General features: G+C 40.2%; 18 protein-coding genes. 9 read left to right on the top strand and 9 right to left on the bottom strand.

Features of this window, described 5'->3' with window-relative positions; translation table 11 throughout:
* Positions 1 to 2: 2 nt before the first annotated feature.
* Both JW841_14215 and JW841_14210 read right to left on the bottom strand, forming a co-directional pair.
* Positions 3 to 5,519 (bottom strand): hypothetical protein, encoded by a 5,517-nt coding sequence (locus JW841_14215; protein ID MBN1962092.1) that lies wholly within the window; start codon positions 5,517 to 5,519, stop codon positions 3 to 5.
* Entirely contained in the window at positions 5,501 to 7,144 is a 1,644-nt protein-coding gene (locus JW841_14210) for a hypothetical protein (protein ID MBN1962091.1), read from the bottom strand. The genes JW841_14215 and JW841_14210 overlap by 19 nt, the downstream gene beginning before the upstream one ends.
* Positions 7,145 to 7,429: 285 nt before the next feature.
* Between JW841_14210 and JW841_14205 the strand changes: the two genes are divergently transcribed.
* Genes JW841_14205 through JW841_14185 form a run of 5 tightly spaced genes read left to right on the top strand, consistent with a single transcriptional unit; the run spans position 7,430 to position 10,197 of the window.
* Positions 7,430 to 7,651 carry a sulfurtransferase TusA family protein gene (locus JW841_14205; protein ID MBN1962090.1) on the top strand — a complete coding sequence of 74 codons (222 nt, stop codon included), beginning with the start codon at positions 7,430 to 7,432 and terminating at the stop codon, positions 7,649 to 7,651.
* A 33-nt stretch (positions 7,652 to 7,684) separates the two neighbouring features.
* Positions 7,685 to 8,449, top strand: coding sequence for an STAS domain-containing protein (locus JW841_14200; protein MBN1962089.1), 765 nt, complete (start codon positions 7,685 to 7,687; stop codon positions 8,447 to 8,449).
* 25 nt (positions 8,450 to 8,474) lie between these two features.
* The gene (locus JW841_14195) at positions 8,475 to 8,951 is read left to right on the top strand and encodes an STAS domain-containing protein (GenBank protein MBN1962088.1); all 477 of its coding nucleotides are present in this window, start codon (positions 8,475 to 8,477) and stop codon (positions 8,949 to 8,951) included.
* Positions 8,948 to 9,598 (top strand): ATP-binding protein, encoded by a 651-nt coding sequence (locus JW841_14190; GenBank protein ID MBN1962087.1) that lies wholly within the window; start codon positions 8,948 to 8,950, stop codon positions 9,596 to 9,598. Before JW841_14195 ends, JW841_14190 begins: the two co-directional genes overlap by 4 nt.
* Entirely contained in the window at positions 9,595 to 10,197 is a 603-nt protein-coding gene (locus JW841_14185) for a SpoIIE family protein phosphatase (protein ID MBN1962086.1), read from the top strand. The genes JW841_14190 and JW841_14185 overlap by 4 nt, the downstream gene beginning before the upstream one ends.
* 6 nt (positions 10,198 to 10,203) lie before the next feature.
* Here the strand turns inward: JW841_14185 and JW841_14180 are convergent, their stop codons facing one another.
* From JW841_14180 to JW841_14155, 6 genes are all read right to left on the bottom strand, one after another.
* Positions 10,204 to 10,659 (bottom strand): ATP-binding protein, encoded by a 456-nt coding sequence (locus JW841_14180; GenBank protein MBN1962085.1) that lies wholly within the window; start codon positions 10,657 to 10,659, stop codon positions 10,204 to 10,206.
* Positions 10,660 to 10,774: 115 nt separating this feature from the next.
* On the bottom strand, positions 10,775 to 12,316 hold the full coding sequence (locus JW841_14175) for a right-handed parallel beta-helix repeat-containing protein (protein MBN1962084.1): 1,542 nt from the start codon (positions 12,314 to 12,316) through the stop codon (positions 10,775 to 10,777).
* A 92-nt stretch (positions 12,317 to 12,408) separates the two neighbouring features.
* A complete protein-coding gene (locus JW841_14170; GenBank protein MBN1962083.1) occupies positions 12,409 to 13,278 on the bottom strand; it encodes a tetratricopeptide repeat protein in 870 nt (289 codons plus the stop codon).
* Positions 13,275 to 13,781, bottom strand: coding sequence for a sigma-70 family RNA polymerase sigma factor (locus JW841_14165; GenBank protein MBN1962082.1), 507 nt, complete (start codon positions 13,779 to 13,781; stop codon positions 13,275 to 13,277). The genes JW841_14170 and JW841_14165 overlap by 4 nt, the downstream gene beginning before the upstream one ends.
* Before the next feature lie 79 nt (positions 13,782 to 13,860).
* On the bottom strand, positions 13,861 to 14,769 hold the full coding sequence (locus tag JW841_14160) for a hypothetical protein (protein MBN1962081.1): 909 nt from the start codon (positions 14,767 to 14,769) through the stop codon (positions 13,861 to 13,863).
* 83 nt (positions 14,770 to 14,852) lie between these two features.
* Positions 14,853 to 15,128, bottom strand: coding sequence for a hypothetical protein (locus JW841_14155; protein MBN1962080.1), 276 nt, complete (start codon positions 15,126 to 15,128; stop codon positions 14,853 to 14,855).
* Positions 15,129 to 15,321: 193 nt separating this feature from the next.
* Between JW841_14155 and hypF the strand changes: the two genes are divergently transcribed.
* Genes hypF through hypE form a run of 4 tightly spaced genes read left to right on the top strand, consistent with a single transcriptional unit; the run spans position 15,322 to position 20,012 of the window.
* Positions 15,322 to 17,586 (top strand): carbamoyltransferase HypF, encoded by a 2,265-nt coding sequence (gene hypF / locus JW841_14150; protein MBN1962079.1) that lies wholly within the window; start codon positions 15,322 to 15,324, stop codon positions 17,584 to 17,586.
* Positions 17,587 to 17,614: 28 nt separating this feature from the next.
* Positions 17,615 to 17,824, top strand: coding sequence for a HypC/HybG/HupF family hydrogenase formation chaperone (locus tag JW841_14145; protein ID MBN1962078.1), 210 nt, complete (start codon positions 17,615 to 17,617; stop codon positions 17,822 to 17,824).
* 14 nt (positions 17,825 to 17,838) lie between these two features.
* Entirely contained in the window at positions 17,839 to 18,978 is a 1,140-nt protein-coding gene (gene hypD / locus JW841_14140; GenBank protein MBN1962077.1) for a hydrogenase formation protein HypD, read from the top strand.
* A 35-nt stretch (positions 18,979 to 19,013) separates the two neighbouring features.
* The gene (gene hypE, locus JW841_14135; protein ID MBN1962076.1) at positions 19,014 to 20,012 is read left to right on the top strand and encodes a hydrogenase expression/formation protein HypE; all 999 of its coding nucleotides are present in this window, start codon (positions 19,014 to 19,016) and stop codon (positions 20,010 to 20,012) included.
* Positions 20,013 to 20,135: 123 nt separating this feature from the next.
* Here hypE and JW841_14130 read toward each other — a convergent pair whose 3' ends face one another.
* Positions 20,136 to 20,435 carry a nucleotidyltransferase domain-containing protein gene (locus JW841_14130; protein ID MBN1962075.1) on the bottom strand — a complete coding sequence of 100 codons (300 nt, stop codon included), beginning with the start codon at positions 20,433 to 20,435 and terminating at the stop codon, positions 20,136 to 20,138.
* Positions 20,436 to 20,451: the final 16 nt, after the last annotated feature.

The raw sequence follows: 20,451 nt of genomic DNA, 5'->3' as shown, positions 1-20,451 counted from the left end.
TTTCAGTATAAAGCTTCTGCTCGTACAAATAAACCTTTAGCCCCAGGTTCATGACAATTAACCCCACTTGTTGCTATTTCGCTGAGATTATAACCAGCACCTAATCTGAGCCAATTTATGACAAGAGCACTAGCCTCAAAAAGGGCCCCATAGCTAGGAGGTATTTTTACACCAATTGTTCGGCAGGTACGCCCTTCAATACTGGCGTCAAAACCAGCAGTGTTGCTTAAATGCCAATCTCCTCTTAGAGACATAATTAATGCTTGATCATTTGCAAAGTTATCGCTTCTATGTACGGTAGTGTGGCGATAGTATACTTTTGGGCCAATATCAAAAGGTAATCTATATACCGAAGCGCCTTTTAGCGAATCAAGATTAAAAATAATTGAAAAGGCAAGTAAGTGAGAAAGTGATATAGTGCGTGGAGTTGTGTCTATAGCTGGTGTACGTTCATTTTGTAGAGCATAGCGGCTAAATATATTGATGCTTTCATTTTTTATTGGCCTATAGGCCAGGCCGGCCGATGCTTCCCAGCTAGCTTTGTCAATTTTAAGTTGATTGCTATCTTGTTGTGAATAATTGTTTGAACCACGACCACCAGCCGCAACCGTAATTGCATCATTTAAATGTGCTTCTAAGCGGCTATGAGCACCAGCGCTTACAGCTTTAACATGATTTCCATCATCGTGGCGTGCATCAACACCAAATATAAGTGACCATTTTGTATGTTGGTAAACTATACCAGCGCTACCTGCATCACGAATGATTTTTATTTGTTGGTTTGTATCAAAAGCGCCACGCTCATAAGCTATTACTAAAGCAAGGTGACGATTAAGTGTTGTTTGTGCACCAACAGAACGTGTTAAACTGCGAGTATTACCTGCGATTGCAACACGTTGTTCACTATAAAGAATTGAAGAATCTTTTAACTTTTGTCGTCCGCCTACGACTAAAGAAGAGCCGCCAACACTATCAATAGTTTCACTAACCCGAGAGCCAGCTTGTGCATCAGTTACATAAGCAGCATACATTTCAATGCCATCAGCCAACGGTATTCCAGCTTGAGCACGTCCGAAGCTATGACCTATATCAGAGAGGCCAGCTTCAGCTGCAAAAGACAAAGAACCAGGAGTCTGCAAACTAGCCCCTATAGCGGTTGCGCTTAGCTTGGCTTGTTGCGACTCGGAAAGCTGCTGTCGCCGTCGTGTATAAATACGCCATTCGTTATTAAGGCGTAAACCAATTTCAGCACCAAGGGCAAGAGTATCATCGTAACTGGTAATTTTTTCGAAGCGTCCTTCAGTACTTAAATCAAACAACGATATTTTATGTGAAATTCCAGCAAGCCCAAGATCACGTTTAGATACAGAAGTTTGCAAATTATCAAATTCACGATGATCAACTTGTAACCATATGCGAGTGCTATTTAGAGGTGTTATTTCGGCTCGACCACCAAATTGCATAAGTTTGTTATCAGCCGCGGTTTTTGAGTCATAAAAACCTTGTTCAACTAAACGACCATATGCTCCGACCTGTAAAATAGAATATTTGCTAGATGCTTCTAATGCGATAGCATTACCCTGCGGTTTTTCTGATGTTGTAGCCATGGCTAATGAGGTTAGGCCTCCATCTGGTGAGCGAAAAGTTTGATGACTTATACCTTTACTATGAGCAAATTCAACACGAAGGCGTAAATAATCTTCAAAAGTTAAACGTGCAGTCGCTGCCAGCAAATCATAGTTGCGGTCATTGAATTTTGTGATGCTATCTGAGAATTCACTTACTAAAGTGCCGCCTATATTTAATGGACCCATACGAGCTTCAATACGCCCACCAGCACTAAAACCATCGCTTAAATTGGCGCCGGGATAATACTCATAATCAATTGATAGACGTCCATGGGCACCTGCGAATTGTTGACTGGTAAGTGAATGCCCAAAGATGCGCATAGGTAATGCTAAATCAAGCGAAACTCTGCCGCCAAGGTAATCGGCTTCATAATCGATACCTTCAGTTAGTTTTACTTTGCGAATTGGTAAACCTGAAATTTCGTCTAGTATTTCAAAAACTATATGGATAGAACCTTCGACAACATCACGATGTGACAAAAAATATAATGAACCACCAGTAGTATCAAACTCATCATGAGAAGCAACTGTATCTGGCTTTGCACCAAATGCAACAAGACTTACTCCCATATTTTGTGATGGTTCATCGAGTATTAATTTAGCCCCAAATCCATACAATGAACGGATATATTGACCATATTCTTGATTGTTGATTTCTGTATTAATTCCGCCCCATTTAGCATAGTTTTGGCCTTTTTGCAGTCGTGCAAAAAATCGGCCACCTGCTTCTCGTTCATCAATAACTGTACTGACATCACCATAAGTAGGGTAGTAATTTTCAGGATCAAGACTGCGAAATACACGACGAGGATCATGACCAAGCAAGCGTGATGCAATACTGCCCCAAGAAAGACGTCGACCATCATCACCTAAAATAAGTTCTCGTGCAGGCAAGTCAGCACCCGCAGTGGCTAACACACCGTTTGCATGTTGTGCTCGGTAAAAAAATGCACCACCACCATTACCAAGTGGTTTATGATCTTTTTGTAATAGTCCTTCAATTTGGGCACTAGCCCTACCTACAAAAAAGTGCCTTGTCGGGCTTATAGCTAGCGGTAAGCTGATAAACATTAGTGGAGGATCATCACCACCACGATCAGCGTGGGCATCAAATGCGATACTCACTTCGCGATCTGTTTCGGTTAAGCTTAATTGACATTGATCCGGGCCAATTTTCCCGCCCAGCGAGCATGACGCAGTTGATGTAGCAGAAATTTTTAAATTTACAGCTTCAGCAAGTAATGCATTAAAAACCAATGGACGATTTTGCAAATTTATTGAAGGCAATATTAAACCGCCGATAAAACGTGGTCCCCATGGTACGACTAACTGATCTCCACTGGTACGGCGATAGATATGAACAGCAAAAACCCATAGCCACATGCGACCGTCTTTAGTACGTAGATGTAATAACCAATGGTCATCAGAGTTAATATTATTTTGGGCTAGCGGTAATTCGATGGCTACAGCTTCATCCGAATCAGCACACGATTTATCCGCAATTATTACGGTCTTGTCACGCAATGCAGTTAAGATACCATCTTGAGGTAAATGAAAACAGGCTTTATAAGTAAGTTTGCCTTGGTTTATAATAATGCCACTTTTATTGGTATTAAGTTGCAACGATGAATCAAGTTTAAGCTTTGGTATTTCAACAGCGTAACTTAATCGTACAAAAACACCAGGAGTGAGAGTCACTTCACGCCTTGCTTCATTTACTTTAGTTCCCTCCGGTAAACTTGCCGCATCTATTTTTATGACATGACGTCCAACGGTTAAACGATTTAAATGGTAGTTGCCGTTGCGATCGCTAACAGCATAGACACCAGCAGCACTTGCAATTAAGGCACCAGCAATACCAGGTTCATCATCATCTTGAACTTGATTATTGTTGCTGTCTGCAAAGACTCGGCCAAATACCGTAGCAAATGTAAGTTCAGGATCACATTCTATTTCAATACTACTAGAAGCTTGGGCAATAGCAGGGCCGTTTAACGAGCGATGCAGAGACAGTTCAACATGTGCTTTACCGCAACCAGCACTATGACGGGCTAAAAATGCATGTTCAATTTGATGAGTAGATTCATTATCAATCGTAATAGTATAGGCAGATATATCACTTGCGCTGTTATTTTTGGCTATTATAGTCTTAGAATCGGTTCGAGGTGATTTATTAAGTACAGCTAAAGCTGGAGATGATTTCAACTTTAGAATGAGTCCCGAGCGTTGGCTTTGAACTAAATTGGTGATAGTGGCTTGTCCAATAGCAATATTGCCAGTTGCTATTGTTTTTTTTGCAAAAGCGAATGCAAGTCGAACATCTTCAATTACTTCAATGTCAGTTTCTAAACTAGTCTCGCCACATATACTGTTCGATAACTCAACATGTATCCGCGCATTGGTAATTACGGTAGGCGACTTATAGTGAGCAAGATTTTGATTTTGAGGGTCGACGGTAAGCTCGCCAGTGCCGCTGACAATGCTCCAGTTTGTGATATTGTCACTTAAGTCACGCCCATCAGCACTAACAATACTTATGTTGGTTGTGGTATCGGTGACGATAGTATTTTGCTCAGCAACTAATAAACAAGAAGTTGGAGGTATAGGTGCAGCGTCTATGGCTAAAGTTAAATTAGCCGTGGTTACGCTTGAATCTGGATTAGTATGGCTAGCTTCAACAGTTACATTAGTAACTTGTTCGAACAATTGGGCAATATTTAATGAAGCTGCTGCAGCATTGAACCAAGAACGTATAATAGAGTCATTGATGCTTGGTGAAACATTGGTAATCGCCCAAGTAGCTTTAAGAGGTTCATAACCACCATTTGCATTATAAGCGTTGGTTACATTGAATGTTACGTTCGTACTTTCGCTAATTGTCAGCCCAGGTTGTGACCCTAAGGTTAATGAACCATTAGCTACTGGTTGTTCTACAGTTATTAATACCGAACCTGAGATAGAATTAGTTGTTTCAAGTTGTGCTTCAAGTTGTGCATCCCCCGGGATAGGATTTGGGTCATTAACTGCTGTAAGTATTATACTTGCGGGAGAATTATTATAAGCTGCTAGGGTGAGAAAACCTGGAAAGGAACCGCTTTCACATGCACCATAAGTAGCATCAACAGATGTACGACGGCATTTAAATATATTAGCACGAACATTTGGATCAGAAATAGCTTCAGAAATAGGTTGTAGACCTGAGTTTGTTTGAGCGTATAAAGTCAAAATTAAGGGCGTACCATTACGGCTTGCTATAGCATTACCACCAGTTGGCACAAAAACAACAGCAGTGGGGATTTCAACCGAGCTACATAATGGTGCCATTGGCGCATAAGATAAAGATGGTACCGGATTGTTGAATTCATCATAAACTCGCAATACCGGTGGGGCACATATCGGCAATTTTAAGCGCACAAAAACTTTAGCATTTAATATAGATATACCGCTGCCAGGAAAATTTATCTGTTGTTCTATTAAGCTAGATACTGGATTTATTCCAGGTCCAATAGATATACCTGATATATTGCAAGTATAATAACCACCTAACAATGGGCAAGTAGTGCCGAGGTCTTCGCTTTGTAATATTACTACGCCAAGATTATTTTCTATAGCAACAAGCTCAAAACCAACAGGCAAGCTGATATCCATTGACATAGCTAAGATTGGAGTGCTGCTGATATTTATCTCAACAACATTACCATCAAAGATGCTGTTTGGTGCTCCGCTAATTGATATTGCTTGTGCACGAAGTGCATGTGGAAATAGTGCTAATAGTAAAAAAGTTATAAATACAAATAACTTGTGAATTTTAGTACGAGTTAAATACACAGCTACATATAATGATCTAATTATACTATTAGGGATATATGTTGCTATTCTAAACGCAGCCATGCTGAAATACCCGTTTGCTTGTCAGTAGCAAGTACGTCAACAATTTGACCTGAGCTCCAGTTGATAGTATAGTCAATATATTTCAAACCTTTACCAATTGGTTGTATGCTGGCGCCGGTAGCATCAAGACTTACTCGTTGCTCAAGATCTTCAATACTATTACTTAGTAACCGAATTTTCGCCCAGCCTGTTTGTTTTTCAAGCGTAGTTAGATGCAATTCTGCCGCAACTGGAACACGCCAAGCCACTTCAATTGGATGTTCAATTAAAGGCATTACAATTAATTTTTCGTCCTGATTGTTTTCAGGTGGTATGACAACATACTGTTCGCCAGAAATATCAGTAAAAACTAATAATATATCTTCATTAGAAGTTGGTATGATTACACCTTTTATATCATCTCCGGTAGTAATTAATTGTCGCCATTTAGTTGTGCCATCCACTGCAATACCAATAAGTTCACCGAGACAAGGGATACCTCGTCGATCAAGCACCCACATATATTTATTATGTTTAAGCGCACGTGGGCGCATACATCGTTGAGCTTGAGGTTGTAATAATATTTTACCTGTCAAGACACCGGCAAGCTGGCGAGGTGCAAGAGTGGATTCGTATACTCCTGGTTTAATTTCATTTGCTGCTAACCTTAACTCACCAAGTGAAATTGCGACACTATGACCAGAAGCAGGATTACCTGAGGCATCATATGCCATTATTTGTAGTTTTGTATTTGTGTTACCATCTGCTGGGGTTGGTGATGGTGAGGCAATATATTTAATTGTAGTAGGTGGTCCTGATGAGAGCGCAATTTTAAAAGTTGCGTTCATTTTCCATTTAGGTGCGTTAAGTGTGAGAGTGTCATTGCTATTATCTGCTATTCGTGGTGCAAGATACGCAAAGCGGGTGAGCCCAGTACCGATAACTTCTGATTTTATAATGCAGCCATGTTTTACCGTAGCTGTTAATGGGGTAGCTCGTGGTGCTCCAGTAGGACCAAGACTCGTTACATAAATCCAGCCAATGTCTTCACCATCGGTAATTATTGTTTCGGGGAATATATAAGTTTGTAGTCTTTGTACTACCGGCAAATATAGATTAATACGCGAGTGGGATGTATTTCCTAAGGTATCTTTTGCAGTTGCGGTTGCCCATCCTTCACCAGGCTCAACTATGACAGGAATGGTAAACTTTCCGCTGGTATCACTAATTACAGGGCCAAATCGGTTTTTACCAATATCGATAACTACTTGTACTTCAGGCTCACTAGTTCCATTTAATTCAAGCGGGGCGGCAAAAGCTACGGCTGCAATTTGTACTTGTGGCGCATCCCCAGTATCAAGTTTGGCTACATCCGCTACACTAACAACCGCTATTTGCGGAAATTTGTCGCTGGGTGGTTTTAAAAAAGCACGAAATTGATTTTTGCCGATATAATGTAAATTTTCAATTTTGCCGGCTGTAGTTTTAACCCGAAGACCAGCCACACCTGCTCGACTATTTGCATCACCAACAGTTATATCAACAACAGCTATAGCATTTTTTTTACCGAGAACTATACGATTTGGTACTACATTAATATTTAAAGTATTTTTACGTATAGTTTTGGCAAAAATATAGACAGGCATACAAAATTGCGCCAAAAATAATATTTTTAATGCGCAATGCGTTAATTTTTTAAAAAAACGAATCACGTTTAATTCTACCTTTGCTACTAATATATTTGCAAAAAATCTCCTAAAAAACACGGAAAATCAGGGACACCCCAAATCAGGTTGCGTGCTAAATAAACGAACGGTAGCATTATTGGTGAAAGTTAAAATAAAAGGTCGTAGCTTGCCACTACGAGCCTTGATACACTGAAGGTGATATCACATTGGAAGCGGATTAAATCATAAAAAAGGGGTTTAACTATGGCTACAGTCAAACTTGATGCAACAGGGCTTAGATGCCCCCAGCCAATTCTTAAAATTGCTTCAAAAATGCCTGAGTTGAATAGCGGAGACATTCTGGAAGTTCTGGCAGACTGCACAACATTTGAAGACGACGTGCGTAAATGGTGTCAGCGTATGCAAAAAACATTGCTTGCTATTACTATTCAGGGTGACTCTAAGATTGCTCAGATTAAATTTTAATCACGATCGTTAAGGATATTGCGGAGTGTTATTATGGCGAACAACGATGCCGATATTGCTTTGGTAATTAGCGAATTACATCGAGTTTTAGAAGCTGCCAAAGCAGGAGATTGCCAAGTACATGTTGATGTTGAAAAACTGCGGCCTTCTGGCGACCAAGCTGTCACAATTGGTAAATTGCTTAATGAACTATTAAGAGATTTGAATGTGTTTCAGACAACATCAATGGATATTGCTATTGGTTTATCTGAATGCTTTCACGTCTTATCTGAAGTTAGGTCGGGTCGCCTTAATGCTAGAGTAAGTGAGTCTGGTTTAACGGCAAGCGATGAGTTGATTGCAAAGTTTAGCGCAGCATTAAATGACACTATTGAAGAAATTAGCAAACAAGTAGAAACTATTACAAATCAACGTCTAGCAATCCAAGAATTATCAACTCCAATTTTGCAAGTATGGGATGATGTGTTAGCGCTGCCGGTTATTGGTGTAGTTGATTCTCGTCGTACTGCTGAAATGATGGAAAAGCTACTTAACGAAGTGGTAGCACGCCAAGCGCGTTTTGTTATTCTTGATATAACAGGCGTCGAAGTAGTTGATACTAGAACTGCTGACCATTTCATTAAGGTTATTCGTTCTGCTGAATTACTAGGTACTAAATGTGTAGTTACCGGAATTCGCCCAGCTGTCGCGCAAACTCTTGTCGAACTGGGTATAGATTTATCAGCTATAATCACTATGCGTGATTTGCAGGCTGGTTTGAAAGAATGCTTACGTCTCAAATCTACTCATCATAGCTAAACAAAAGTTTATTAAAGAGAGAGTTATGCTATCTAGTCTGCGGATTCCATTAATCAAACTGTATGGTAATCTTATTGTTCCAATTCAAGTCGCCTTAAGTGATGACTTAGTTAAGCAATTAAAAGATGATATTACTGCTGAAATTGAACGTAGCGGACCAGTTGCCTTGATAATTGATGTTTCGGGTATCGATGTTATGGATACCTATATTACTCGCACTCTGCGAGATATTGCCTTAATGGCAAAATTAATGGGTACACATACGGTTATATCCGGCCTTGATGCTATGATTGCTATTACCTTAGTAGAAATGGGAATGGATCTAACGGGAGTAAAAACAGCACTTAATTTAGAGACGGCAATTGACTATATAGAAACCCTTAAAGCTGGCGATTCACACGCAGTATTAAGCGAGATTACGAAAACAACGGCCAATAGCGAAGCAGATACTAAACGCCAAAGCGGTACTGCTGCAAATGAGGGAGGAAGCAGTAGCGTATGAATGAATTACAAGAGAAGATGCAAGAAATTTTACGTGATGCAGTAGGTGAGATCGTTGCTCGTGCAATACTTTTTTCTACGGTAAAAGCTTCTGGTTTAAATTTCGAGATGCCAAGAGGTACGGATGTCGATCGTTTTCTTAATCGATTATCTGTAAGTTTAAATGCGCATATGCATGACGATAAAAGTCGTGCTCAATGCCTTAATCGTATGCGTTTTTTATTATTAAAAGCTTATAAAACAACTGAAGTGCCTAACGCCATAACTACTTTAATTAATAACGAGTATGACATTTTAGCGGCACGCAAGTCTGGTCAAGATTTATGTATGGCTGCCGGATTTCCTGCTTCTATTCAAATTAGAGTTGCAACAGCCATTTCTGAATTGGCACGTAATATCGTAAAATATACCAAAGGTGGTGAAATCGTTGTCTCAATCAAAACCGGCGATCCAATGAGTGTAGAAGTGATCGCCAAAGATAATGGTCTTGGTATTAATAATATCGAACAAATTCTTAACGGAGAATATATTTCAAAGACTGGTATGGGAAGAGGTTTGCTTGGGGTTAAGGCTTTGATGGATGAGTTGCGTATTGATACCATACCTGGCAGAGGAACAAAAATAACTGCGATTAAGAAAAATAGATGAACACTGTTATTTGTGGTGTGTCACAACGATCATGCAAAGGTGAGCTTATTTGCGGTGATGTAATTCGCACTTTTGAAAGAGCGGCACTTTATGTAATTGCTATTGCCGATGGTCTTGGTCATGGACGACATGCAAATCTCGCGGCAACTGCTTTTTGTGACGCTGTAGAACAAGCTGCTGATATTAGCCAACTAGAACAAGTAATACATTCAGCTAATCGCAACTTATCATCTACTCGTGGTGCCGCAGTAGCATTAGTGGTTATTGATCGTGATAAATCATTGCTTCATTTTGTTGGGATTGGCAATATTGCCCTACAATCTATCAGCCAATATGCAATACGTCCTATTTCGATTGCTGGGATATTAGGGCGTAGAGTGCGCACAGTTAAAGTATTTTCTTGTAATATTGCATCTAATGATATCATAGCTATTTATAGTGATGGGATTTCATCTCGGTTTTCTTTATCGACCTGTATAAAAGAAATTAGTTCATCTCTTGGCGTTAAAGCAACACCTCAAGAAATTGCAGATAAAATTGTGTCAAAACATGGTAAAGATATTGATGATGCAAGTTGTATAGTGCTTGCAATTACCTGATATGCGCTACTTTGATCCTGCTCGTGAATATTTAATTACTCGGATGATTAATCCACGATCATGAGCTTGAGTGAATTCAACTTTATCACTCAACCTTTTTACTGCACCTAAGCCGGTGCCAAGACTACCAGATAAAATGATACCTGGCTCGCGTTGATAACCTTGTGAATAGCCATCAATAAAAACAGCATGAATATCTGTAATACCAGGGCCTTGGTCACTAACAATGATTTCAACACCTACTAATAAAGAAAAAATTAGCGAGCGAATTTTTAACTCTCCACCACCAGCATACTTCACGGCATTGGTTACAAGTTCACTAACAATTATAGCGGTTTCCGCAGATTCATGGTGTGATAATCCTATATGACGAACAAAGCGTTCTGCACGTGGAGCGCACCACCATGCATCATGCAAGTAATTGAAACGACAAGAAAACTCTGAAGGTATTTGGTAATGCAAAAAAATCTCTCCTTATTTAAAATTATTATAGCAAAAAACAGAACTGGCTTCTTGTTACAGTGTTGCATTAATGTAAGTTACTTGAAAAGGTGAGAAAAATTATAGCAGTATAATATTAAGGTCTTTCAATAGCACCGCGGTCACTAGCATAACCACTGAAACGCCCAACTTCTGAGCCGTTACGATCGATGACATCTAATCCAGAGTCTATTAACACCGAATTTACAGTTGGCATTAATTCTTCCCAACTCGAACCCAAACTATTAGCCAGACCTGCATCAACAGAAATGATCATACTTGAAGAGTCGATAGTTGCTTCAAGACAATTTTGACAATATACGGCGATATCAGTTGCTTCATATGCCGCATTAATATTGAGGCCATTATTATGTGAAGATAGTGCAGTATATTCGCTATCTATATAAACATTATTTCGTAACCATAATCGTGCAGGAGCTAATGCAATAATACTATTACATTGAGTTCGTACAAAAGTATTATGCGTTGCTTCGACATCGTTGTTATCAAATATTCCTAACCCTACGGCACTCATATTTACTAGAAGGTTACCAGTAAATTTTACTATATTTCCTGGGGCATCAATAACAACGCCATTATTTAGACCGTTTATTATTCTATTGCCGCGAACTTCTACAGGTGAACTAAAGATTCCAATAACACTTCCTGCTGGGCTATTAAAAAAGTTATTAGCTAACACATGATTTTCACCAGCAGTCACTGCAATTAAATGATGAATACATGGTCGTACGAGCAAACCAGTGTCGTCAAAATTATTATTGGTTATGGCGGCATTTTCTCCACCAGCGATAAGTATTGCAGAGCCAACACCAGGCTCGGGACCTTCATCAGGACATTGAGCACTACTTTCAATTAATCTAGACATTTCTAAAAATTCTATGCCTGAAACAACTGCAGGACCATATACACTAATGCCGACTCTACGAGAGTTATCATAACCACTGTCAGGTGTTATAGTGACACGATTGTTGTCGGCAATTAATAATGTTGGTTCAATATCACCATGCAAAGGTGGTAGATCTGGCAAATTAGAATCAAGAGTAATTAAATTACGCTGACCTGTAATAAAAATATCTTGCGAGAAGGTAATGCGGTCTATCCCAGGCCGCTCATTAGCTATACGTAAAGCTTTTCGTAATGAAAGGCTATCAGTACCTTCGGTATTATTAGAGCCATCGTCGCTGTCAATTGTTGTATTTACCGTAAGATCGCTATTTATTGCAGCAAAATATAAGCGTATAGGCTTTGTAGCATTGAGCACATAACTTACACCACCATCTATAAATAGTAATTCACCATTTACAATAATTTCTCGTTCAATAGAAGCTAGTGGAGATACATCAACAGTAAATGGAATTTCTACACGATGACCTGCTTTAATCGAGCCAGACCATGGTACATTTTGTCTCGCAACAAAATCAACATCGCGCGCTCCTGAACTATCAATAAAGGTAAGTTTTATAGCGGCATGTTCAATTTTGTGGCTGCTACGGTTTCGCAATGCTGCGGTTACATCAATATTTACTCGACCAGGCCATATTTCATTATCAGTAGTACTTAAAGATATAAGTTCAAGTGAGCTGCATACCTCACCTTCGCGACATTCGGCACCGACCATTACACTTGTGCATGATTGCAAAAGCAGGCTGAGAATTAAAGCAGAATATAGGCCCAAGACATCTATGAGACGCAAGGTGAAACTATGTTTGCTTATGGTGTACACCGTTTTAATCCTTTTTGCGCTGCTTTTACATCCGCAGGACGTAAACCAAGACCTAGTGCTCGTTGATAAGCAATTATAGCTTCTTTGCATGACCCTTGTCTCTGACGCACATCTCCAAGAGTTAGCCATAATTCTGCTTTGCGTGCAGCAACAACTGGGTTATTGATTTGTTTCTCAATTAAATTGGCAGCGTCTTGATAACGTCCGGCCAGCCAAAGATACTCAGCGCGGCTTATGATGATTTCTGCTTCAAGTGACCCTTGAGGATAGCGACGTTCTAAGACATCGAGAGTTTTTAGTGCCTCATTGTATTGCTGTAGTTTGGCTTTGGCTTGAGCTTGATGAAACAGCTTCAGTTGTGCAGCCACTGCACTGGGTGGCATTTGATTTGCGCGACGATTTGATAGACCCGATTGCCGCATTTTTGGCATTCGTGGGCGTTCTAATTGGGCCTTTTTAGTTATTTGTTTTGGTGTTTTTTCTAAGTTTAAGTCACTTGCAGGCTGGATTGGTTTTGGAGTGGGATCTGGCGCCAAGGCAGTAGATACTGCTGGGGGTGGCGTGGTTGGTTTCGCGGAATTATCACCACTAGATAAACCACCTCCATGCCGCCAAAGCACCAGTCCACCCACTAATCCTATTGTTATCATACCAGTTTTTGTTAACGTACTGGCTTTAGTAATAACCTTAAGTAAAGTAGCGCTAGTAGGAACAGAAATATTAATAAGGGCCGCTGAAACTATACGTCGATTATATTCAAGTCGAGCATCACTTACGGTTATATTAGACGCTTGCTTAAGTAGAGGTCCGAACTCCGGAGAAAGTACTAAGCGGGTCGGATTAACTATTGTTTTCATAAGCCCTCCGTACTCGTTCGATGTCGTACTTGTTTGACGAACGCTTGACGGGCATGGTGCAACCTGGTCCAAACGGTACCAACCGGAACACCAACCATATCGGCGATACTACCGCCATCGAGACCTTCAAGCTCGTAGAGCGCAAAGATCTCACGTTGTTTAAAAGGAAGTTTTTGCAGGCAATCATAAACCAACGAAATCGACTGCTGACGTTCAATATTTTCGTCGGGCATTGGCAGAGTAGCAAAAGGTGCTTCGCTAGCGACTTTATTTTGTAATCTTCCAAAACGAAATGCACCGCGTCGATGACGACGACAGAGGTTTGCGGCAATACCATACAACCAGGTGGTAATGCTGGCTCGCTCAGGATCGAATCGCTCTTTATTGCGAAAAGCTGCGATAAAAGTTTCTTGCAGTATGTCATCGACATGGCTGCCCGTTCCTACCAATCGTTCAATACAGCGAGTCACGAAGCGAGCGTGCTCACGGAAAATGGTATCCACGTCCAAATCGTGGGTCTCCGCACGCTGTGCCACTGCTGTTGTCATCCTCCTATTAATTGCCCAGCAAGGTGATTTTACTTCAAAGAAGGTCAACTGTTAGTGGGATCCATGCTCCAAGACCAAGATGTATCCATGGCAGCTTAACTCGAGCTCCAGCTGCAGTTTTGGCGCGTTGTTGCAAAGGCGAAACCGCGATCATTGGACCAAAAAGCCACGGTCCCCAAGGCCAGGAAACTGCTGTTTCAAACTCAATCCATGGTAGCCATACATTACGATTTACAGAGTATTCAATGCCTGATGTAAGTCTTCCACCTACACGTATTTCAAATTCAGCCGTACAATTATCACTAATTTCACGCCAACCTATGCTACCAGTAGCAGTGCTATCAAACACCTTACCAATACCTAAAGCTATCGGAGTACCTGAACGAGCATTTGCAGCTATATAAAGGCGATGACGCGCTGTGCCAGTTTCAAGACTTAAACCCAAATCTAAATCAGCACCCGGCTGAGGATATCGACCCATTATAGTTGTACGCATCATTGCAACGATCCACGGCATTTGATGACCGATGACTACTACTGAGGATTCATGTGCTGGTAAATCAGTCCAACGTGCACGTGGAAAATTATGTAAAAATCTATCTATAATAGTTGCAATAAGAGCCGGAGCACTCGGGCAGTCTTCAGGTTGTAGTTTAAGACGGCGATAGAAAACTACATCACCATTTAAGGCTACCACACGCAGGGTGACACTAGTTACCTTGCCGGCTTTGTGACTGACAACAGCAATTGTGCCACCGCGAGCGTCAGCATAGGGTTCAAGAACTGGCTTTAGCCGCGCTCTAACCGCGTTGGGTTTTACACAGCCACTCGTTGATTCAATATCTAATGCGGCACCTGCGTATAAAGCACGTGGAACAAAATTTACACTAAGCGCTGTAACCAATCCGAAGATAGGAAGATAATGAAAGATACTACTACCCATCTTCACCTTAAGCACCTTAAAAATATTGCGAAGCGCATGTATCAATTAATAAACGCTTCGTTAGAATTTAATCGGCCTAATAGTTAGCCCTTACTTGTACCTTTGCGTCTTTGATCCCAATAGCGTTTCATACGCTCTTTTGCAGCTTTACGCATCGCTGAACTCCATTGGGGTTTACGTCGAGAAGCAGCACGCTTCTTATTGGTTGTATGCTTAGCAGCAGATGCAGGCACGCGGGTTGCAGTAGTTTTTGCGCCAAGCAATGTTTGAATAGTGTTAATCGCATTAGTTATCATGCGTTGTTCTGCGATAAGATCTGCAAGAGCTTTCTTTAAACTTTTTTGTGTTGTGGCATCCAAAGTATAGTTCCTCCTTAAATGGATACAACTAACTATTGACCTATGATTTAGCGCGAAATGCATTTAGAAGCAAAAACTAATTAATAAAATTGATAAATATATAGTCTAGCAGTTTAATGCCTATCATTGATAGAAATAATTGTTCTACATTATCAGCAAATGAATTTTGTAATTTAAAGCGTTGTGACATTTTATGACAACTAAAATTGAACGTCGTCATATCTTAGTTAGTGGCATTGTACAGGGGGTTGGTTTTCGCCCATTTGTTTATCATCTTGCACATGCCATTAAACTTAGTGGAACAGTAAAAAATAACGGTGGGATAGTCAGTATAGAAATACAAGGCAATTTATCACAAATATTGAGCTTTTGTGAAAGATTGCAGAGTGAATTGAAAACGCCTGGCAAAATTGAACACCTAAATATTAGTGCTATACCCATTTGTGATAAGGAAACTACTTTTAAAATAATTGCCAGTGAAAATGTCGCAAGTGGAACGATAAGTCTGGCTCCTGATGGTGCTTTATGTAGTGATTGTCGTAAAGAGATGTATGACCAAAGTAATCGTCGCTATCTTCACCCATTTATTAGTTGCACACAGTGTGGTCCAAGATACAGCATTACTACAGCTATGCCCTATGATCGCGAGCACACCACACTTAATCAGTTTCCTATGTGTACAAAATGCAAACGCGAATATGAAAACCCAGGTGATCGTCGCTATCACGCACAAGCCATAAGTTGCCCAAAGTGTGGTCCACAAACATGGCTTATTAATAAAGGTGAAGATACTAATCCCCCAATTAATCGTGATGTTAATGGTGTTGCTGCTATTATTGCAGCACGAAAATTATTATTAGCAGATAAGATTGTTGCAATAAAAGGTATCGGTGGTTTTCATCTCGCGGTAAATGCTCGTAGTATTAATGCAATACAAAGATTGCGTAAAGCAAAGTATCGTTTACGCAAACCATTTGCAGTAATGGTTCATACTATTAAGGTTGCTTGTTCTTTAGTTACTTTAAGTGTTGCTGCAAAAAAGATATTAACAAGTTATGCCGCTCCAATTGTGTTAGCACCTCTATGCAAAGCAACACCTTATACTGAGCTTATCGCACCAGGCCTTGGTGATCTGGGAATATTTTTACCTTATACTGGTACTCACGAGTTACTTTTTAATGATGATTTAGATGCTATTGTTCTTACTTCTGGTAATCGTTCTAGTGAACCTATGATTACAGACAATCAAGAGGCTGTAGCTAATCTTCCTGCGGATGCTTTTCTCTTACATGATCGTGAAATTTACTTAGCCTGTGATGATAGTGTTGTTAGAACCATGAACAATAAAACTCATAGTTTAAGTGAAAATATTGGTATAAGGCGTTCACGTGGGTATGTACCCGTTAGTATTAGTACACCTTTTTTACCTGCGAAGAAAATATTAGCTTTAGGAAGTGAAATAAAAGCAACCGTTGCCATACTTAATCAAGGAATGCTAACAGTTGGCCGTCATCTTGGCGACCTTGATAATTCGCGAACACTAAAAGCCTATTTTGATGAAATTATGCGCACGTTAGCATTTTATAACTTTTCACCTGATATTATTGCTGTTGATCTGCATCCTGAAGGCTCTGGTCGTTTAGCGGCAACAAAACTTTTTGCTAATATTCCAATAGTAGAAGTACAGCATCATCATGCTCATATGGCGGCGGTACTTTGTGAGCATGCTATTGCTTTAAATAAAAATGTATGTGGAATAATGATAGATGGATTAGGCTATGGCTATGATGGCACAATTTGGGGTGGAGAAATATTAGTTGGTGATTATTCCACGGTTAAACGCCACGCATATTTACGACCAATAGCACAACCAGGAGGCGACCAAGCAACTATTGAGCCTATGCGTATGGCAACTAGTTTGTTGTATGATGCAGATCTTGGACGAATTGGTATGTTAGGGTTTGTTGAGAATTTTGCAGCCATAGCACAAATGCGAGAGTTTTCTCCACTTACTAGCAGTGTTGGTCGGTTATTTGATGGGGTTGCGGCAATTCTTGGTATTGCTCCCGAACGTATTGATTACGAAGGTGAAGCTGCAGCGCGTCTTGAAACTATCGCTGATTCTGCTGTTAATGATGCATATCCTCTACCATTGATAAACAACATGTTAGATACTCGCGCTCTGATCACTGCACTTGTAAAAGATAAAGCATCAATATCAATCAGAGCGGCGCGTTTTCATAATGGTCTCGCCGATGGATTGACATTTGCTGCATTATCATCGAACCAAAGTATAGTTGCTCTCGGAGGTGGGTCTATAGTAAATCGGCTATTGACTCGTCGAATAGTTGGTAATCTTTTGCACGCAGGTGTGAGAGTATTACAACCAATACAATTTCCTGCAGGTGATGGCGCGATTGCAGTAGGTCAGGTTGCTTGCGCTGCATGTAACCTGTAGGTTATAGCTAAGCAAAGGCAAAAAACAGATGTGTTTAGCTGTTCCGATGGAAATCATACGACGTCAAGGAAATAGTGCGGTTGTGCAAATCAACGGTGTTGAATTATCTGTGTCGTTAGATTTGGTAGATGATGTGCAGGTGGGCGATTATGTTATTGTACATGCTGGTTTTGCGATTCAATCATTATCCGTAGATGAAGCACGAGAGACTTTAGCCATATTCGATCGCCTATCATAATGGTTTTTTAAGCTATGACATCCAATCAATCATCGGCAAATAATCTTCCATATATCCAATATAGAAAAAGCAATCGTAGTACCGCTTATGAAATACGAGCGTTACTTGATGATATAGCAGCTTATCAAGGCCCACCACTTACTTTTATGGAAGTATGTGGGACGCATACCATGGCAATTGCTAAAAGTGGTTTGCGTTCACTTCTGCCTTCACAAATAAATTTAGTTTCAGGTCCTGGCTGTCCAGTGTGTGTTACTCCGGTTAGTTATATTGATCATGCTTTAGCTCTCTCACACCTTTCATCGGTAACATTGACGACTTTTGGGGATTTATTAAGAGTTCCTGGGTCACCAGATAGTGATGAAATCACTAATAATCTTATTCATGCAAAAGCCAGAGGTGCGGATATTAGAGTGGTTTACTCACCACTTGAAGCATTAAAAGTAGCACGTGAACATCCGAGCCGTGAAATAGTTTTTTTAGGTGTTGGTTTTGAAACCACTACACCTATAATTGCAGCAACTATTCTTAATGCACAACGCGAAGGGCTAAATAATTTTTCTGTATTGTGCGCTCATAAAACTATTCCTGAAGCTATGGCAATGTTAGCCAATTCTGATGAATTGAAACTTGATGGTTTTTTAGCGCCAGGTCATGTCAGTGTTGTCTTAGGCCATAGTGCATACACAGAGTTAGCTATTCGGTATAATGTACCATGCGTCATCGCCGGTTTTGAGGCGATTGAGATAGTTCGTGCTCTTTCTTGTTTAGTGGCGCAATGTCAATCTGGCAGAGCCGTCGTCGAAAATTGTTATAGCGCAGTGGTACATATAAATGGTAATCCACGGGCGCGTCACATTTTATCCCAAGTATTCGAACCTTGTGATAGTATTTGGCGAGGCCTTGGCATAATCGCTCATAGTGGCCTAAGGCTACGTTCAGAATATGCTAAATTTGACGCAGCCCTGAAATTCTCGGTATCACTTAAAAAATCAATTGAACCAGTTGGTTGTCATTGTGGTGAGGTTTTACGTGGCATACTTGATCCTGTATTATGTCCACTATTTGGTAAAACTTGTACACCCGAAAATCCGATTGGTGCATGTATGGTTAGTTCAGAAGGTAGTTGTGCAGCCCGCTATTACGAAGTTTAACCAAGCATTTATAAATACAAGAGTGAGAAAAAGTTATGATTAAAAACGAAACTATTATGCTTGGACATGGTTCAGGGGGACGTCAAACTCAAGAATTGCTAGCTTGTCATTTTATGCCGGCATTTAGCAATCCTATTTTAGATACTATGCAAGATAGTGGGGTAATAAATGACTTAGCATTCACTACTGATTCATTTGTGGTTACCCCACGTTTTTTTGCAGGTGGTGATATCGGTAAGCTCGCAATTTGCGGTACCTTAAATGATTTATCCATGGTAGGTGCTAATGTAATTGGTTTGACGGCAGCTTTTATTTTGGCCGAAGGGTTACCATTAAGTGAGTTAGATTTAATTATTACCTCAATGGCACGAGAGGCTCATGCCATTGGTGTTGATATTGTAGCAGGTGATACTAAAGTTGTACCACATGATGCTTGTGATGGTATTTTTATTACCACTTCGGCGGTTGGTCGTATTGATGCTAATTTTCGTCCACAACCGCGTGATATTAAAGTTGGTGATGCGGTTATTGTGAGTGGAACAATTGGTGATCATGGCATGGCAGTTATGACCGCTCGGCCAGGTATGCCTTTTAGCAAACCAATAACTAGTGATGTTGCAACTTTGGCACCTTTAGTCGAAATACTACGCCAAGCAAATATTGCTGTACATGCCTTGCGTGATCCTACTCGTGGTGGTTTGGCACAAAGTTTGATCGAATTATCTCAAGCTGCGCAAGTGCAAATTGAATTACAAGAAACTGTTATTCCAGTGACACCAGAAGTTTTAGCAGCCTGCGAGCTTTTAGGATTAGATCCCTTATATGTAGCTAATGAAGGCAAACTTATTGCAATAGTGCCAGAGTCACAAGCAGCAGCAACTTTAACAGCATTACGTGCTCATCCTTTAGGTCGCGATGCTGTGCAAATAGGTACAGTAACTTCTGGTGATTCAAGTATTGAGTTGCGTACTAAAGCAGGTGGTCGGAGATCGTTGCGTATGGCCAGCGGTGAGTTGTTGCCAAGAATATGTTAAATAGACACGATTACAAATAAACTCACTTAAAATTTCCAGTTCTCTGTTTTCTGTTCTTTAAATCTTCATTTTATGTGATGGCCGACTGTTTATCTTTAAGTGAGGGAAGTTTGAACTGAGTATTTAAAGAACAGAGAATATGGAACTGAGAATGAAAGGCGATATTATAGCGGATAAACTGCTTTCATATATCGTTAACCTTGATTGTTCGACCGCCTTGCTAAACACATAATTTTTAAATGGTTTATCAACAATAAGATCAACTTTACGTTCAAAAATGATTTCGAGTTGTTCTTTTAATCTAAAATAATTTTCAAAATAATCAATATTATCATCCGAATCGAAAACCACTAATACGTCAACATCGCTATTTGGTGAAAAGCTATTAGTTAATACCGAGCCAAAAAGTCCAAGACGTTTCACAGATAGTGAATGACAA

This window comes from Deltaproteobacteria bacterium (assembly GCA_016931625.1).
Classification (GTDB): Bacteria; Myxococcota; XYA12-FULL-58-9; order XYA12-FULL-58-9; family JAFGEK01; genus JAFGEK01.
Note: the sequence above shows the minus strand (reverse complement) of the source record. Positions and strands in the feature narration are given on the sequence as shown.

Excerpts from the sequence above, each read along its gene's own strand:
- JW841_14215 (MBN1962092.1), bottom strand. The coding sequence starts at position 5,519 with ATGGCTGCGTTTAGAATAGCAACATATATCCCTAATAGTATAATTAGA.
- JW841_14210 (MBN1962091.1), bottom strand. The coding sequence starts at position 7,144 with ATGCCTGTCTATATTTTTGCCAAAACTATACGTAAAAATACTTTAAAT.
- JW841_14205 (MBN1962090.1), top strand. The coding sequence starts at position 7,430 with ATGGCTACAGTCAAACTTGATGCAACAGGGCTTAGATGCCCCCAGCCA.
- JW841_14200 (MBN1962089.1), top strand. The coding sequence starts at position 7,685 with ATGGCGAACAACGATGCCGATATTGCTTTGGTAATTAGCGAATTACAT.
- JW841_14195 (MBN1962088.1), top strand. The coding sequence starts at position 8,475 with ATGCTATCTAGTCTGCGGATTCCATTAATCAAACTGTATGGTAATCTT.
- JW841_14190 (MBN1962087.1), top strand. The coding sequence starts at position 8,948 with ATGAATGAATTACAAGAGAAGATGCAAGAAATTTTACGTGATGCAGTA.
- JW841_14185 (MBN1962086.1), top strand. The coding sequence starts at position 9,595 with ATGAACACTGTTATTTGTGGTGTGTCACAACGATCATGCAAAGGTGAG.
- JW841_14175 (MBN1962084.1), bottom strand. The coding sequence starts at position 12,316 with ATGGTCGGTGCCGAATGTCGCGAAGGTGAGGTATGCAGCTCACTTGAA.
- JW841_14170 (MBN1962083.1), bottom strand. The coding sequence starts at position 13,278 with ATGAAAACAATAGTTAATCCGACCCGCTTAGTACTTTCTCCGGAGTTC.
- JW841_14160 (MBN1962081.1), bottom strand. The coding sequence starts at position 14,769 with ATGGGTAGTAGTATCTTTCATTATCTTCCTATCTTCGGATTGGTTACA.
- hypF (MBN1962079.1), top strand. The coding sequence starts at position 15,322 with ATGACAACTAAAATTGAACGTCGTCATATCTTAGTTAGTGGCATTGTA.
- JW841_14145 (MBN1962078.1), top strand. The coding sequence starts at position 17,615 with ATGTGTTTAGCTGTTCCGATGGAAATCATACGACGTCAAGGAAATAGT.
- hypD (MBN1962077.1), top strand. The coding sequence starts at position 17,839 with ATGACATCCAATCAATCATCGGCAAATAATCTTCCATATATCCAATAT.
- hypE (MBN1962076.1), top strand. The coding sequence starts at position 19,014 with ATGATTAAAAACGAAACTATTATGCTTGGACATGGTTCAGGGGGACGT.